Source organism: Pseudoduganella violacea (assembly GCF_014191875.1).
Taxonomy (GTDB): domain Bacteria; phylum Pseudomonadota; class Gammaproteobacteria; order Burkholderiales; family Burkholderiaceae_D; genus Rugamonas; species Rugamonas violacea_A.
The window spans coordinates 115493-130528 of the sequence record NZ_JACHXD010000016.1 but is presented as its reverse complement, the minus strand read 5'-3'; the positions used below and the strand labels follow the sequence as shown (position 1 = coordinate 130528).

Below are 15036 nucleotides of genomic sequence, written 5' to 3'. Positions count from 1 at the left end.
CCCTCGGCTTAAAAAACACGCCGCTTCCCAGCGGTGTGATGTCATCATCAATCAATTCAGCCCTGGGCTCAAGACGGCGCTGGCTTTACGCTTACTCCAGGGCGACATCATCTTCTGGATCAGATTCCTTAGGACATCAAAGTAGAGTTGCGAGTACTGAAAAATCTGCTTGTCGGTGAATGTCCATCCCAGGTCCAAATACCGCATTTGCATGCGCAAGGTGAGTAGCGCGTCGCGATCAAAAATCACGACCTTTTCAGTATCGGTCTCTCTCAAATCAAATCGGCAGGTGGTGCAGAGAGATAAGGTGCCGAAGTCGCTACTCCAGCGATCACCGAGCTCCTGCCGATAGAACATGACTGGAGCCTGGCAGCGTGGGCAGCAATCATGAAGCATCACGCTATGCGTATCGCAAAATGTGGCCAACGCAAGCCGCCAAGACCGCCTGTAGTACGGGATCTTATCGCCTGCAAGGCACGCGGGACAGAACTGCATAAACGGCCGCCTGCGTGTCCGATGATAGACCGCAGCAGGAAGAATCCATGGCGAGTTGCCCATCACGATTTTTTCGAAGATCAGCCCCTCCAGTCCCCGCAGTGTGGTCGCGTGTGCGCGCTCGAACGAGGTGCCACAAAGCGAGGCGATGCGCGTCAGGGTTGGATCATCCACGGAACGGTCGATGTCACGCGTCCAGATCTCTTTTCCCCGGCCCCAGACCTGGACCTCCAACGTATGCAATTTGAGGCCGTTGGCCTGTGCGATTCGGCATAGCCAGGAAGAGAAAATTTCGTCGTCCTTTGGCTGCGGATGAGCTGGTAAGACGAGTCCAGAAAGGCCGTCCATATCATACTTCGATGAGACGCTTCTTGCGTTCGCTCGGTGCTTCGTAACCGCAGTTTTCGAGCGCATGCAGATCGATGCGCTCATGACGACTTCGTATTGCATACCTAGTCGCTTGCTTTAGCAGCGCCACGGCCTCGCCGAGCGTCCCTTCAGACCTTGACCAGATAGCGTGCGAAAGAGTCTTTTCAGAGAGCTCGGATGCTTTACGTAGCGGCAGTATCTTCTCCCAGCTAGCCAGCAGACGCCGGAAGTCAGCATCCATCCCCCAGCGCGGCAGCGTCATTGGTGGGAAGCGATTCGAGAGCTGGGGATCGGTCTGCAATGCCCTTACAGCGTCCTCTGTTCCAGCACCAACCAGCGGAATCTGTAGCTCATTGCTGATATGTTTTAAGACCGTCAGAAATTGTCTTTGCTTTGCTGGAGAACCGGAGACCAAGCTATTCAGCTCGTCGATGATTAGCATTCGAACGCCCACACGTTCGAACTTATCCTTCACATTCGCAAATAGCTTCGAAGGTGAGTCCGACAAAGAATGTTTAGCAAAGAGCGTGTTCAAAATATCGACGTATAGCCGTTTTTCATCAGGAACAGGCGGGGCCTGTACATAGAGCACGGGCACACTGATCGCTTCGCCACCGATATTGTCTGACGCGGCATGGAGTTCCTGAAATCGCCGCAGTATCTGAGTTTTCCCATTATTGGTTTTTCCGATCAATAGCAGGTTAGGCATACGGGCTATGCGTGGATGCTGGAACAACTCTTCCATCCGTTCCAAAATCCGGGCCGCCTGAGGATATCCAATCCACAGGTCTCTGTTCAACTGGTAGAGGCGCTCTTCATCGCTGAGATCGAGCCAATGCCTCACCGCTAGCTGTAGATGATTGAAGTTTTCCACTGCCGCTACCTCACATCAATGTCATCAAACGCCTCGATGATTTCGTCCTCATCTGGCGTCACAACAGCAGGAACAGTGGGCCTCTTGTGTCCAGAATTTTCTTCCCGGCTTACTGCTTGTTCTCGCTTCGCTTGAGGCTTAGTCTTCTCAGCAGTCCTGCGACGCTCTTCATTTCGCCGCGCGCTTTTTGTACTGATTGCAGCCTTCGCCTCAATCTCACGCATTTCAGCGATCCCTTGGAAAATAGAGTTCTCGTCGATGTGTTTCTTGCCTCGGGCAACCTGCTCGCGGACAGCTGCGCGCACTTCCCATAACGAAGCAGGCGGTCTTCCCAGATACGCGTATGGAATTTCGTGATAGGTTTTCATATCTGGATCCCAAAAATAGATGACGCTTACCGCGAAAGCGAGAGCTTAAGTGAAGATGACGGTCTCGGTATGCTTTTCGGCCATCCTGTCTAATTCTGTCTAAAACGGGCGGTTCTGATCTAACAGCGTCCAGAATTTCGGTTATGCGGCAACTCATAGACCAGATTCGACTCCGCAAAGAAATGTGTGGACCGGTTTAGACCATTAGCTGATAGGCTTTAGGCCGTTGTAGACGCTTGCAACGTAGCCTTAGACTGCCGTAGACGCAGTTCGTCAGTGCGGACCCGACAATTGGCTGCACGTATCCAGTACTCGTCGCCAGGATAGCGGACCCAAACGAAGCGCCAGGCATTGCGTCCTTTCGAGTCGCGATTGGCAAACTGCGATGGCGTTAACGAAACGCCATCGTCGGAAACGATGTGATCGCCAACCACTTTGGCAAAATCGATGATGCCGCAATGGCTGGTACGCAGATGCGTCCCATCAGGCAGGAAGAGATCCTTCCATTGATATCCCCGCATTGCCTGGCCGTTCTTGCGCAGTGCGAGTCGTTCCATCTCAATAGCCAGCCAGCGATGCACGAGTTCCGTCACGAAAGCGTCGAGCCTCACACCAGGACGGGTATCCATCAGGTAAAGCTCCAGTTCGAGATAGTCGGTGGTGGGCAGGTAAACTGCTTGCTTCGCTTCGTACCCCATGATGCAATCCCCTCGAAAATGGTCTAAAGATTGGAGGACGGAACGAAAAAATAGTTCCGTTTAGACCTTGCCCCCATTTCGCTGGACCGTTTTAGACATTTGGGCGGCATTCATGGACGCGTTTAGACAACTGCATGCGATTTTCAGACGCGTTTAGACCGACATCGTGCAGTTTAGACCGTATTAGACAGAGAAGGATTTTTCGCCATAGGGGTATCTATTGGCGACGGTGCGCGACAGACTGCAATGCAGCGTAAGCGCTTGAGGTGAAAATACGTGAATATTTCCAATATCCAGCAATCACAATACTAGGCACGCCCTCTCGTTATCGAACGGGGATTTTCGCACGGATTTCTCTGTCTATAACGTCTGATCACCGAGCAATTCACACGTGCATCACTCGAAAGGATTCGCCACCTTCTTCACCTTCGGCGGCGGCAGCTTGGTTGGCAGGCTTTGCGCTTCGAGCTTGACCAGCACGTCGCCCAGCAGCTTGTATAGCTCGCGGGCGTGCTCCAGGCCGGCCTGGTCTTGGGTCAGGTCGATGTCACCGCTCAGGGTGATGCGGTCAAGGCGGTTTTCGACCGTCAGGCCGCCGATGTGCAGCACGTCGGCTTCATTGGCGTAGGGAATGAATTTTTTGCTCATGGCCTTCTCCTGTTAGCGTTTGTTCTTGCCCGACTTCGGCAGGCGCAGCATCACTTGCTTTTGCTGAGGCGTCAGCGAGGGCAGCAGGTTGATGCCGATTTTACTTTCAAGCTCCGCCACCGTCATGGTTTGCGGACGCGCGTCGGCTTCGTTGGCGACGAACCAAGCACCGCCGGCGCGCTGGCGCGGGCTGTAAATCACCTTATACAAGTGGCTCGGCACCAGCACATTACCGACTTTGCGCAGATCGCCGCCGATGAAGGCCGGGCCGCTGATCACATACAGATCGCCCTCTTTCTTCGCCATCTTGCGCACGGCCTGCTCGATGCCAGCCCAGATGTGACGGTTGTTGTCGGGGTCTTGCGGCACCATATTCGCCAGCGAGAAGCTTTCATGCTGGCTGCGGCGGTCTGGCATATCGCCATTTGGAGCCATGTGGCCGCGGTCAAAGCCGCTGCGCGCGTAGTCGGAGAGTTCGGCGCGCTGGCCGCGCGGCAGTTCCTCCTCGGGGTGGAAACTGTTTTCGCGCGAGAGGTCTTGCGCCGCTTCGATGTTCTGGGCGGTCAGGTATTCGGCTGACCAAAGGGGCGTGCGCGTCAGGCCGCTGTGCATGATGCCGAAGGCGCGGTAGCACAATTCCTGCGTGGCCTTGCCCAGTTTGGGATTGGTGATTTCGGGACTGCGTCCCTGAACATAGTGTTGCGAGCAGGCGGCGCCTGCGATGCCCGCGAAGAGCATGCCGCCAGCCAGCAGGGCTGCGGCGAGGGATTTCTGAACCATATTTCCTTATACTGTGAGGCAGAACGCCAGCATTCTAGCGATACTGAACAGACCTTGCCAACCATGGAGAACCCGATGGACGACGATTACCGCATTCTGGCGCGCTTTATGATCCCGACCGACGCGCATGTGATGCGTGGCTGCCTGGCCGCCGCCGGCATCAGCGCCATCGTGACGGACGACCAGCATATGCAGGCTAACCTGCTGCTGGCACCGGCGATTGGCGGCGCGCGCTTGCTGGTGCTGGAAAAGGATGCGCAGGCGGCCGAGGAAATCCTGCAAGCCTTCCAGCGCGGTGAGTTCGCGTTGCCGGACGACGCTGATTTCGATCCCGGACACAATCCCGATGTACGTTAGCCCTCGCCCTGCAGCAGGCGCCGCGCATGGCGCCGTACCTCCTGTCCCAGCTCCGGCGGACTGACCACGCGGAAGGCAAAGGGAAAGCTGGCCAACTGGCGCGCCAGCCAAGCCAGTCCGTCGGTCTGGCTATGCAGCAGGACGCCTTCCTCCGTCTGTTCGAATAGGCCCATATACTCCATCAGCGTAGCGCGCGCGCTTTCCAGGTCGGTCTGGAGCAGCACGGTGGCGGCGAACTTGCGCGGCAGGGTGGCGATCGAATGGCGCAAGTGTTCCAGCGCGTCGAAACCGGCCGGTCGCTGGAAGGCCGCTACCAACGGGCGCACCTCGCTGATGCGGTCGAGCCGGAAAGTACGCAGGCCATCGCGCAGGTGGCAGAACCCCACCGTGTACCAGAAGCCCATGTAATAAGCGAGGCCATACGGATCGAAATCGCGCCCGGTTTCGCGCGCCGGCCTAAGCTGGCCTTCCGGCATCGGCACGGCGGGCGCCAGATAGCGCAGATGCACGCGCTGGCTGACCTGGGCGGCGGCACTGAGCACGCCAAGAGCGGCATTGGTCGGCGGCGCCGTCCCGCGGCGCAGGTCGAGGCGCACGGTGTCGTCGATGGCGCTGACCCGCCATTTCAGGCTATCCGGCATGATGCGTTCCAGCTTGGCCTGAACGCTGGCGACGGCCGGCGCGGCTTCGGCCAGGCCGAGACTGCGCGCGGCCAGCAGGCCAAGCGAAAGGGCCAGCGCCTCGTCGTCGGTGAACATCATGGGCGGCAGCTTAAAGCCGGGCATCAGCGCATAGCCGCCGTGGCGGCCGCGGTCGGCCGTGATCGGAATGCCCATATCCTCCAGCATCACGATGTAACGGCGCAGCGTGCGCCCGTCCACTTGCAGGAGGCGCGCGAGTTCCGCGCCGCTCATGCGTCCATGGGCTTGCAGCAGTTCCAGGACTGCCAAAACACGGGTGGTTGGATGGTACATAAGGCGACGGTATCAGCCTAAGAGGTCATTTTCCGTCCTCATTAAACCGCGCGGCGCATCTCTGCTACCATGCGCCCATGTTCGAACCTTATCTGACTCAATGGCAGTTGACGCCCGACGGCGGCTTGCTCAGCACCCATAGCAGCCGCTTGCTGCCGGTGCGTTGCGCCGACGGCCGCGCGGCTATGTTGAAGGTCGCCACCGCCACCGAGGAGCGCTTCGGCGGCCTGTTGATGAACTGGTGGGATGGCCAGGGCGCGGCCCAGGTTTATGCCCACGACGGCGACGCCCTGCTGCTGGAACGCGCCCAGGGCCAGCAAGATCTGCTGGACATGGCGTTGGCCGGCCGCGACGACGAGGCGACCCGCATCATCTGCGCCGCCGTCACGCGCCTGCATGCGCCGCGCGCGGCCCCGATGCCGAAGCTGATTCCGTTGTCGAACTGGTTTGGCTCGCTGGAGGCGGCGGCGGGCCAGTATGGCGGCGTCTATACGCAATGCCTGGCCACGACACGCGAGCTGCTGGCGACGCAGCGCGAAATCGTGGCCCTGCATGGCGATGTCCACCACCGCAATGTGCTTGACTTCGAAGAGCGCGGCTGGCTGGCCATCGATCCCAAACGCCTGCTCGGCGAGCGCGCCTTCGATTATGTGCATGTGCTGTGCAATCCCGATCTGCCGACCACGCCCGATGCGGAGCGCTTCTACCGCCAGCTCGATATCGTGGTGCAGGCGTCCGGCCTGCCCCGGCGCCGCCTGCTGCAATGGACGATCGCGTTCAGCGGCCTGTCCGCCGCCTGGTTCCTGGAGGACGGCCAGGAGCCGCACAGCGATCTGGGCGTGGTGCGCCATGCGCTCGCTGCGCTGAAAGGCGAGGCCCGGCCATGAGCATCCGCATCGACGCCGCCAGCGCTGCCAATGCCGCCGACGCCAATATGCTGGACCTGGCCTTCCAGGTCGACTCGCGGCTGCTGCTGTCGGCTACGCCGGCCGGCATCAGTTATGAAGTCATTCCAGTCCAGCCCTATCTGAAAACGTATCCGGCCGATGGCGAGCGCGTTCCGGCCGACTATCTGGATAATGCCGACAGCGCGGCCTTCCTGGCCTACGCCGATGACAGTCCGGCCGGCATGATCCTGCTCTCCACCGGCTGGAACGGCCTGGCCGTGATCGACGATATCGCCATTTCCAGCGCTCTGCGCCGGCGCGGCATCGGCGCGGCGCTGATCGCCCAGGCCAAAGAATGGGCGCGCCAGCGCGGCCTGCCCGGCATCATGCTGGAGACGCAGGACAATAATGTGGCGGCCTGCCGCCTCTACGAACGCTGTGGCTTCGTGCTGAAAGGCTTCGACCGCGCCCTGTACGCGGCACAGGATGGCGTGGCGGCGGAAACCGCCCTGTTCTGGTACTACTTCGAGTCTTGATCCGAATCAGGGCGGAATCCGTCCTGATTCCGGCTTACGCTGCAGCGTTACCAATTATTGTGGGAGACGGATATGAACCAGGCGGCCAATCTGTGGCTCTATTTCGCAGTCGTTTTCGGCATCATCGCCTTGCCCGGGCTCGACATGGCCTTCGTCATGGCGAATTCGATGCTGGGCGGGCGGCGCGCAGGCATGGCGGCGGTGGCGGGTATTATCGCGGGCGGCTTCTGCCACCTGCTGATGGGCGCTTTGGGCGCGGCCGTGGTGCTCCAGCTCTGGCCCCAGCTGTTCCAGTACATGCTGCTGGGCGGCGCCATCTACATCGCCTGGATGGGCTACACCTTCTTGCGCAGCAGCGCCGTGTTCACGCCGGACGCGGCGCGCGAGGTGCTAGCGCCGACCGTCATCTTCCGCCGCGCCATGCTGACCAGCCTGCTCAATCCCAAGGCCTATATCTTCATGCTGGCGATCTTCCCGCAATTCCTGAAGCCGGGCCAAGGACCGCTCTGGCTGCAATCGGGCGTGCTGGGCGCGATCACGGCGGCGACCCAGGCGGCTGTGTATGGCGCACTGGCGCTGGCGGCCAGCCAAGCCACGCTCTGGTTCGCGCGCAACCCCGCCGCCGCCGCGTGGACGGCGCGCGCCATTGGCCTGCTTCTGCTGCTGACGGCAGTGCTCAGCGCCGCCCAGGCATGGAAGGCCGGCCTGGCTTGAGCAAGCGGCGGCGGCGGCGCCGTCAATGCGCTCTTTGCAGCGCCTCCAGCACGCCTTTACGGTTCTTGTGCGCGCTTTCGAAGCTGCGGATGGTCTTGCGCTGCGGCGCCGTCAGCTCGCCCAGGCGGCTGCGGATCTGCGGCACCGTAAGGCGCTGATAATCCTTGATGGGCAGGCCGCGGTCCGGCGCCTGGCCAGCGCGCTTGTCCTGCCGCTGGCCCTTGGTCTCACCACTCTCGCGGCGCTGCTTGTTGACGATGCGGGCCGCCACTTCATCCTCACGTCCCTTGTAGCGTCCCTCCTGCTCGAATTTGCGCTCCAGCTCAGTGTATTCGCGCTCCCGTTTCGGGCTGATCCCCTTTGGCATGGCGCCCTCCCTGCTGATGGTGGCAATGCCTGCCATCTTACGGAAGTGACGCAAGAACCAGCGCACCGCTGCAGGCCGCCGTATCGGCGGGACGGGTGAATGTGTCCTTAAACATACGATTTATCACCTTTTCAGCATCATGTTATTCCAACAAGAAATATTTATAGCTTTGCAACCAAGCCGCTGCTACACTCGGAACGCTTTCCGCACCGGCCAAGCCACTGGGACACAACACTCACGAGCCAAAATGAATATCGCAAATATCAAGATTGGTCATCGCCTCACCATTGCCTTCCTGCTTACCATTTTTGCCCTGGCCCTGGTGGTTGGCGTGGGCGCCACCGCGCTGAAAATCGTCAGCGGCGAAATCGAACAGACCATCGGCCAGCGCTATCAGAACATCAGTGTCCTCAACCAGCTCAAGACCGCCCTCAATCTGGAAGCGCGCAGCAGCGCCAACGCCCTGCTGGCCGAGCAGCCGGCCGATCTGGAACGCGAACTGGCGCTGATCGCCGCCACCAAACGCGACGCCGGCGAAGCGCTGAACCAGGCGGCCGCCATGCTGCAAACGGAACAAGCCAAGACCCTGTACGCCGCCATCGGCGTTGAACGCGCCAAATACGAAGCAGCCCGCGAAAACCTGTTGGCCCAGCTGCGCGGCGCCCAGCGTGAAGCGGCGCTGGCGCTGATGACGGAGCAGGTGCGGCCGGCCCAGCGCTCCTACTTCGCCGCCGTCGATGCCTTGATCGACTTCCAGGCCACCCAGATGCAGACTTCGGGCCGCAGCGCCGAAGACCTGGCCAACCATTCCGCGCTGGCCATGGTGGCGCTGGGCGTGGTAGGTGGCATTCTGAGCCTGCTGACGGCCTGGTATATCACGCGCGGCATCGTGCGGCCTATCGGCCACGCCGTGAAAGTGGCGCGCACCGTGGCGGCCGGCGACCTGACCTCCACCATTGAAGTGCGCTCGCGGGACGAGGTGGGCCAGCTCACCGAAGCGCTGCGCGATATGAACGCCTCGCTGCTGAAGATCGTGGGCGAGGTGCGCCAGGGTTCGGACAGCATCGGCATGGCCTCGGCCGAAATCGCCGCCGGCAACCAGGATCTGTCCAACCGCACCGAGCAGCAGGCCGCCTCGCTGGAGGAAACCTCCTCTTCGATGGCGGAATTGACGTCGACCGTCAAGCGCAATGCCGAAAGCGCGCACCAGGCCAATGAGCTGGCGGCGGCGGCATCCGAGGTGGCGGGCAAAGGCGGCGAAGTGGTGGCCCAGGTGGTCGAGCGCATGGCCTCGATCAACGCCTCCTCGCACAAGATCGTGGACATCATCAGCGTCATCGACAGCATCGCTTTCCAGACCAATATCCTGGCCCTGAACGCGGCGGTGGAAGCGGCGCGCGCCGGCGAACAGGGACGCGGCTTTGCCGTGGTGGCGGGTGAGGTGCGCAATCTGGCCCAGCGCTCGGCCGCCGCCGCGCGCGAAATCAAGAATCTGATCGACGATTCGGTCGACCAGATCGCCAGCGGCGCCAAGCTGGTCGACCAGGCCGGCGGCACCATGCACGAGATCATGGCCAGCGTGCAGCGCGTGACCGGCATCATGGCCGAGATTTCAGAAGCCAGCCGCGAACAGTTGTCCGGCATCGAGCAGATCAACCACGCGGTGGCCGGCATGGACCAGGGCACGCAGCAGAACGCGGCGCTGGTGGAGCAAGCTTCGGCCGCCGCCATCACCATGCGCCAGCAGGCCGAGCACCTGGCGACGGCGGTCGGCGTCTTCCGCCTGGCGCCGCCACAGCTGTCCAGTGGTGATGGCGTCAGCGGCGGCGGCGCGATCGACGCCAGCCGGGCCGCCACGCGCGGCGCCAGGACGCCGAAAACAATCGGTAAAACGTCCTTTGACGCAATCCTATACACTGCGCAACAGTCCCATGCTGAAAATAGTTCATGAAACTGCGCTCCCTGAGTCTCGCCCTGCCGTTCGCCCTGCTGCTGTCAACCGCCCACGCGGGCGCTCCCTTCCAACCCTCATGGCAGCAGCGGTATGCCGAGTTCATCCGAATTGTTGAAGGCGTGCGCAGAGGCGATGCCGCCGCGCTCAAGCGCTATGATGAAGTGCTGGCGGACTTCAATGCCCGGCGTTTAGAACGCACGCCGATGGAGCATATGGAAATCCTGGGCGCCCACTACCTGCCGCGCGAAGGCCTGGAAAAAACACTGCCGCTGATCGTGGCCAACGCCACGCTGGGCTGGTACGACACTTTGCGTTTCGCGTCGGAACCGGGCCGTGGCGAAATCTCTTATGTCCTGTTCAGGCTGCCTTTTCTGCTTGCAGGCGCCGATGCGGTCGACCAAGCCGTCAGCTTCTTTGAAGCATATCCCGAGCAAACGGAAACGCTGGTAAGCCAGGGTATTGCCATGGCGCGCCAGCTCAGAAGCCAGGTCCGGTATGAGCAGCGCTGGCCAATTGCTTTTGGCTTCAACGAGCTGAACTGCGCACAGGGCGGGGAATGCGCGCCAGCCATCACCCTGCCCGAGAACCGGTGGGAAACCGCTTGGCAGCAAGCGGAGCAACAGGTACGCAAAAGCTATCGAGACGACCGGCAGCATGCATCGGACTAGTAAGGCAGGCTGAGCTGGGCTGCTGTCCACGGCATAAATGCCTATCAGCAATTTCGTGCGGCGAATCAACACCTGTGTAATACTGCGTGTGTACCCCGCCGCTGGATACCCGCCCATGGCTATGACCGGCTTTCTGCCCCGCAGTCTGAAATTTCGCCTGACCAGCTTTGTCGTCGTACTCGTGCTGGCGGCCACTTCCATCGTGACCACGCTGGCGCTCACGGTCGCCGAGCGCGATATGAAGGGTGTGATCGGCAGCCAGCAAATCAATCTGCTGTCCGGCGCCGCCGCCTTTATCGACGAGCAGCTGAAAAACCGCCTCAATCTGCTGGCCGCGCTGGCCGAGTCCCTGCCCGAGGCGGCGCGCCGCGATCCGGAAGCGCTGCGCCAAGCCTTGCAGACCCATGCCACCGTCTCGGCCGAATTCACCAATGTGGTGGCCTTCGGGCGCGACGGCGAACTGGTGGCCAGCCTGCGCGATTCGGGCCTGAGCCGCTCGCTCAATGTGTCCAGCCGCCCCTACTTTCTGCAAACCCTATCCACCAAGCGCGCCGTGATCGCGCCGCCGCTGCGCAGCCGCCTGTCGAATCTGCCGGTAGTGCTGATTACCCAGCCGCTGCTGGATAAGAAAGGCGAGGTGCAGTTCGTGCTGGCCGGCAGCATCGACCTGCTGCACTCGGACTTCTTTCAGCAATTCGACCTGCTGCGGCCCGGGAAGACCGGCTATCTCTACGTGATGACCAGCGACGGGGTGATCGTCAACCACCCCGATAAATCGCGCCTGCTGGGTCATGTCGCCTCGCGCTCCGGCACCGACCAGGCCACGGAAAAGGCGCTGGCCGGCTTCGAGGGCTGGACCGAGGCCGAAAGCCTGGAGGGCGACGGTCCCGGCATCTACACCTTCAAGCGCCTGGCCAGCACCAACTGGATCGCGGCGGCGCGCTATCCGACCAGCGAAGCCTTTGCACCGATGAAGGCGATGCGCCAGCAAGCCATCTTGCTCGCTTCCGTGTGCGCGGCGCTGGCCGGCTTGCTGGCCTGGCTCATGGTGCTGCGCTTTTTGCGTCCACTGGAAACCCTGCGCGCCCACCTGGGCGACATCCGCCACGGCCATGCCGACCTGGAAGCCCTGCATGTGGGCGCCAAGGATGAAATCGGCGAACTCGGCGCCGCCCTGGTGGAGGACGTGCGCGAACGCGACGCCGCGCTGCGCCAGCTGGAAGCCAGCGAAAAGCGGGCGCGCCTCATCGCCGACAATATTCCCGCCCTGATTTCGTATATCGACAAGGATCTGCGCTACCGCTTCACCAACGAGCATTACCAATTTCTGCTGGGCGTCGATCCCAAGTCCCTGCTGGGCCGCACCGTCAACGACGTCTTCGGCGGCGAGGTCGATGCGCGCTGGCGCGACTGCATGGAGGCGGCATTGGCCGGCCAGCGCGTGCACGTCGAGCGCGAAGGCGAGGAGCTGGGCCGCTATATGCACCTGATGGTGGACATGGTGCCCGATTTCGCGCCCGACGGCAGCGTGCCGGGTTTCTACGTGATGGCCAACGACATCACCGAGCGCAAGATGGCCGAGCTGACGCAGGCCGCCAGCCAGAAGCGCCTGCAATTGATCACCGACCACCTGCCGGCCCTGGTATCGGCCATCGGCCCCGACCACCGCTTCCAGTTCGGTAACGCGGCCTTCCAGCGCTGGCTCGGCGTCGACCCCAACACCCTGCCCGGCCGCCCCGTGGTGGACGCCATCGGCGAAGCGCATTACGCCATCGCCAAGCCTTGCCTGGACCGCGCTTTCCAGGGCGAAGTCACCAGCTACGAGGCCAAGGCCAAGGTCGGCGAGGAGTCGCGCATCCTGGCCTCGACCCTGATCCCCGACCTGCGCCAGGACGGCAGCGTGGCCGCCGTGTATGTGCTGACCAGCGATATGACCCATGTGAAGGCGGTCGAGGAACAATTGATCGAGCTGGCGCGGCGCGACACCCTGACCGGCATCGCCAACCGCCGCATGTTCGAGGAAACCCTGCAGCAGGCGCTGGACCGCGCGCGCCGCCGCGACAGCCCGCTGGCCCTGGCCTATCTGGACATCGACCACTTCAAGAGCATCAACGACACCCTGGGCCACGGCGCCGGCGACGATGTGCTGAAAGAATTCGCCATGCGCCTGACGGCCAGCGTGCGTTCCACCGATACCGTGGCCCGCCTGGCGGGCGACGAATTCGCCATCGTCTTCGAAAACGTGCTGCCGCCGGACGAGGCGACCACCCTGGCCGAACGCATCGTAGGCGCCATCCGTCCCGCCTTCAATCTGCAAACCGGCATGCTGCCAGTCACCTGCAGCGTGGGCATCGCCGTGCATGCCGGTCCCGGCGAGAACCCGGCCGGCCTGCTGGCGCGCGCCGACGCCGCCCTGTACGACGCCAAGCGCAATGGCCGCAACGGCTACGTGGTGGACGAACGTCCGGCCGGCCCGCGTCCCGTGCTTAATCCTGCGGCGAACCGTGCCGCTTCAGCCAATCGATGAACCAGCGCGCCGCCGGCCCCGGCGGCGCGTCCTTGCGGTGCAGCGCGTACATCGAGAAGAACGGCCCCATCACCGGGCTGGGTTCGATCTCGATGCGCTGCAGCCGGCCGGCGGCGAGATCCTCCTCCACCATATGCAGCGGCATATTGCCCCAGCCTAGGCCGGCCTTGAGGAAGGCATGCTTGGCGCCCAGGTCGGCCAGGCGCCAGTTCTGCTTGCCGGCCACGCCGAACTGGCGGCCCGCCGTCAGCTCCGAGCGGTCGGTCAGGATCAATTGCACATGGCCGGCCGCCTCCTGGCGCGAAATGGGCGGCTTCAGCCCGGCCAGAGGATGGCTGGGCGCAGCCACCGTCACCACCGGCACCGCCTGCAGGAATTCGGCGGCGCAGCCCTGCGGCACCTCGGGGAAGGAACCCATGATGGCGAAGCGGCAGCGGCCATCGAGCACCGGCTGCACCACCGCGCCCAGGGCTTCCACATGCACCCGCAGCGGCATGCCGGGAAACTGCTGCTGGAAGGCGTGCACCGCCTCGGTCAGGCAGCCGATCGGGTACATCACGTCCACCGCCACCGACAGCTCGGCCTCCAGCCCCTCCGCCAGCGAACGCGCCTTGGCCTTGAAATCGTCCATGCTGGCGATGGCGCTGCGCGCGTGCAGCAGCAGCGCGTAACCCGGCTCGGTCAGCTTGGGATAGCGCCCGCTGCGTTCGAACAGGGCGAAACCGACCTGCGCTTCCAGATTGGCCAGGGTCTGGCTCACCACCGACTGCGCGCGCCGCAGTTTGCGCCCGGCCGCCGAAAAACTGCCTTCATCGGCCGCCGCGACGAAAGTGCGCAGCTGGTCCATGGACATCCCGTCAAGCATCTATCGCTCCTTTCGATACATTCCATCCAAATATATAGGCTTCCGCGATGGATGTCCAATCCCTATCATTCACTCATCGATCAACGAAACAGGAGACAGCAAATGAATGCAGTCCTCAAACCGACAGCAAGGCAGATCCGCTACCGCAGTCTGGGCAGCCAGCGCAGCTGGTTCAACCGCCTGGCCAGCCCTGCGGATGTGGGCGAGATGATCAAGCCTTTCGTCTTTCTCGACGACTTCGACATGGAATCGCGCGGCGGCCCGCGCGCCGGCCTGCACCCCCATTCCGGCATCGCCACGGTGACGCTGGTGCGTTCCGGCACCATCGACTATGTCGATACCAGCGGCGCCAGCGGCCAGTTCGGCGCCGGCGGCGTGGAGTGGATGAAGGCGGGCGGCGGCATCTGGCACGGCGGCAGCGCCGCTCCCGGCCAGCGCGTGCAAGGCTTCCAGCTTTGGCTGGCCCTGCCCCAGGACGAGGAAAACGGTCCATCCGAAAGCCTGTACCTGGCGCCCGGGGAGATTCCTTCCGCAGGACCGGCGCGCGTGCTGATCGGCCAGTACGGCCAGGCGCGCAGCCCGCTGCAATACGCCGCGCCGCTGAACTACCTGCATGTGAAGCTGAAGGCCGGCGAAAGCTGGTCTTACCAGCCGCCCGCGGGGCACCAGGTGGCCTGGGTGGCGCTGGCCAGCGGCAAGCTGCATGTGTCAGACGCGGTGCTGGGCAAGGAAATCGCCGTGTTCGAGGAATCCGAGGCGGCCCTGGACTTCCACGCCGAACACGATACCGAATTCGTGCTGGGGTCGGCCGCCAAGCATCCGCATGAACTGGTGCTGGGCTATTACTCGGTGCACAGCAGCGCCGCCGCCCTGCGCCGGGGCGAAGCCCGCATCCAGGAACTGGGCAGGCAGCTGCGCCTGGCGCAGTAAAAGAATGCCAGATCAAGCAAGACCG

17 protein-coding genes are annotated in these 15036 nt (G+C 62.5%); 8 read left to right on the top strand and 9 right to left on the bottom strand.

What is annotated here, in order from left to right:
* Positions 1 to 51: 51 nt before the first annotated feature.
* The 6 genes from FHS03_RS22580 to FHS03_RS22555 form a co-directional block, all read right to left on the bottom strand.
* Positions 52 to 843, bottom strand: coding sequence for a TniQ family protein (locus FHS03_RS22580; RefSeq protein WP_183443179.1), 792 nt, complete (start codon positions 841 to 843; stop codon positions 52 to 54).
* 1 nt (position 844) lies between these two features.
* Positions 845 to 1738 (bottom strand): TniB family NTP-binding protein, encoded by an 894-nt coding sequence (locus FHS03_RS22575; RefSeq protein WP_183443178.1) that lies wholly within the window; start codon positions 1736 to 1738, stop codon positions 845 to 847.
* A gap of 5 nt (positions 1739 to 1743) precedes the next feature.
* Positions 1744 to 2106 (bottom strand): hypothetical protein, encoded by a 363-nt coding sequence (locus FHS03_RS22570; RefSeq protein ID WP_183443177.1) that lies wholly within the window; start codon positions 2104 to 2106, stop codon positions 1744 to 1746.
* A 218-nt stretch (positions 2107 to 2324) separates the two neighbouring features.
* Entirely contained in the window at positions 2325 to 2804 is a 480-nt protein-coding gene (locus FHS03_RS22565; protein WP_183443176.1) for a hypothetical protein, read from the bottom strand.
* 396 nt (positions 2805 to 3200) lie between these two features.
* Positions 3201 to 3452: a hypothetical protein gene (locus FHS03_RS22560; RefSeq protein ID WP_183443175.1), complete on the bottom strand. Its 252-nt coding sequence runs from the start codon at positions 3450 to 3452 to the stop codon at positions 3201 to 3203.
* A 12-nt stretch (positions 3453 to 3464) separates the two neighbouring features.
* Complete coding sequence (locus FHS03_RS22555) at positions 3465 to 4232, bottom strand: DNA/RNA non-specific endonuclease (RefSeq protein WP_183443174.1); 768 nt, start codon at positions 4230 to 4232, stop codon at positions 3465 to 3467.
* 75 nt (positions 4233 to 4307) lie between these two features.
* On the opposite strand from FHS03_RS22555, the gene FHS03_RS22550 reads away from it, so the two are divergent.
* Positions 4308 to 4589 (top strand): putative signal transducing protein, encoded by a 282-nt coding sequence (locus FHS03_RS22550; RefSeq protein ID WP_183443173.1) that lies wholly within the window; start codon positions 4308 to 4310, stop codon positions 4587 to 4589.
* On the opposite strand, the gene FHS03_RS22545 is transcribed toward FHS03_RS22550, so the two are convergent.
* Positions 4586 to 5563, bottom strand: coding sequence for a helix-turn-helix transcriptional regulator (locus FHS03_RS22545; RefSeq protein ID WP_183443172.1), 978 nt, complete (start codon positions 5561 to 5563; stop codon positions 4586 to 4588). The genes FHS03_RS22550 and FHS03_RS22545 overlap by 4 nt on opposite strands.
* 77 nt (positions 5564 to 5640) lie before the next feature.
* On the opposite strand from FHS03_RS22545, the gene FHS03_RS22540 reads away from it, so the two are divergent.
* The 3 genes from FHS03_RS22540 (at position 5641) to FHS03_RS22530 (ending at position 7700) form a co-directional block, all read left to right on the top strand.
* Positions 5641 to 6450: an aminoglycoside phosphotransferase family protein gene (locus FHS03_RS22540; RefSeq protein ID WP_183443171.1), complete on the top strand. Its 810-nt coding sequence runs from the start codon at positions 5641 to 5643 to the stop codon at positions 6448 to 6450.
* A complete protein-coding gene (locus tag FHS03_RS22535) occupies positions 6447 to 6986 on the top strand; it encodes a GNAT family N-acetyltransferase (protein ID WP_183443170.1) in 540 nt (179 codons plus the stop codon). The genes FHS03_RS22540 and FHS03_RS22535 overlap by 4 nt, the downstream gene beginning before the upstream one ends.
* A 72-nt stretch (positions 6987 to 7058) precedes the next feature.
* Positions 7059 to 7700 (top strand): LysE family translocator, encoded by a 642-nt coding sequence (locus FHS03_RS22530; RefSeq protein ID WP_183443169.1) that lies wholly within the window; start codon positions 7059 to 7061, stop codon positions 7698 to 7700.
* A 22-nt stretch (positions 7701 to 7722) separates the two neighbouring features.
* On the opposite strand, the gene FHS03_RS22525 is transcribed toward FHS03_RS22530, so the two are convergent.
* Positions 7723 to 8067 (bottom strand): hypothetical protein, encoded by a 345-nt coding sequence (locus FHS03_RS22525; protein WP_183443168.1) that lies wholly within the window; start codon positions 8065 to 8067, stop codon positions 7723 to 7725.
* A gap of 247 nt (positions 8068 to 8314) precedes the next feature.
* Here FHS03_RS22525 and FHS03_RS22520 point away from each other — a divergent pair, with 247 nt between their 5' ends.
* The 3 genes from FHS03_RS22520 (at position 8315) to FHS03_RS22510 (ending at position 13216) form a co-directional block, all read left to right on the top strand.
* Positions 8315 to 10018, top strand: a complete 1704-nt coding sequence (locus tag FHS03_RS22520; RefSeq protein ID WP_307729564.1) for a methyl-accepting chemotaxis protein — start codon at positions 8315 to 8317, stop codon at positions 10016 to 10018.
* Complete coding sequence (locus tag FHS03_RS28265; protein ID WP_183443167.1) at positions 10015 to 10689, top strand: hypothetical protein; 675 nt, start codon at positions 10015 to 10017, stop codon at positions 10687 to 10689. Before FHS03_RS22520 ends, FHS03_RS28265 begins: the two co-directional genes overlap by 4 nt.
* A 115-nt stretch (positions 10690 to 10804) precedes the next feature.
* A complete protein-coding gene (locus FHS03_RS22510; RefSeq protein WP_183443166.1) occupies positions 10805 to 13216 on the top strand; it encodes a diguanylate cyclase domain-containing protein in 2412 nt (803 codons plus the stop codon).
* On the opposite strand, the gene FHS03_RS22505 is transcribed toward FHS03_RS22510, so the two are convergent.
* Positions 13176 to 14081: a LysR family transcriptional regulator gene (locus tag FHS03_RS22505; RefSeq protein WP_183443165.1), complete on the bottom strand. Its 906-nt coding sequence runs from the start codon at positions 14079 to 14081 to the stop codon at positions 13176 to 13178. The genes FHS03_RS22510 and FHS03_RS22505 overlap by 41 nt on opposite strands.
* A gap of 102 nt (positions 14082 to 14183) precedes the next feature.
* Here FHS03_RS22505 and FHS03_RS22500 point away from each other — a divergent pair, with 102 nt between their 5' ends.
* Positions 14184 to 15011 (top strand): pirin family protein, encoded by an 828-nt coding sequence (locus FHS03_RS22500; RefSeq protein WP_183443164.1) that lies wholly within the window; start codon positions 14184 to 14186, stop codon positions 15009 to 15011.
* Positions 15012 to 15036 lie beyond the last annotated feature (25 nt).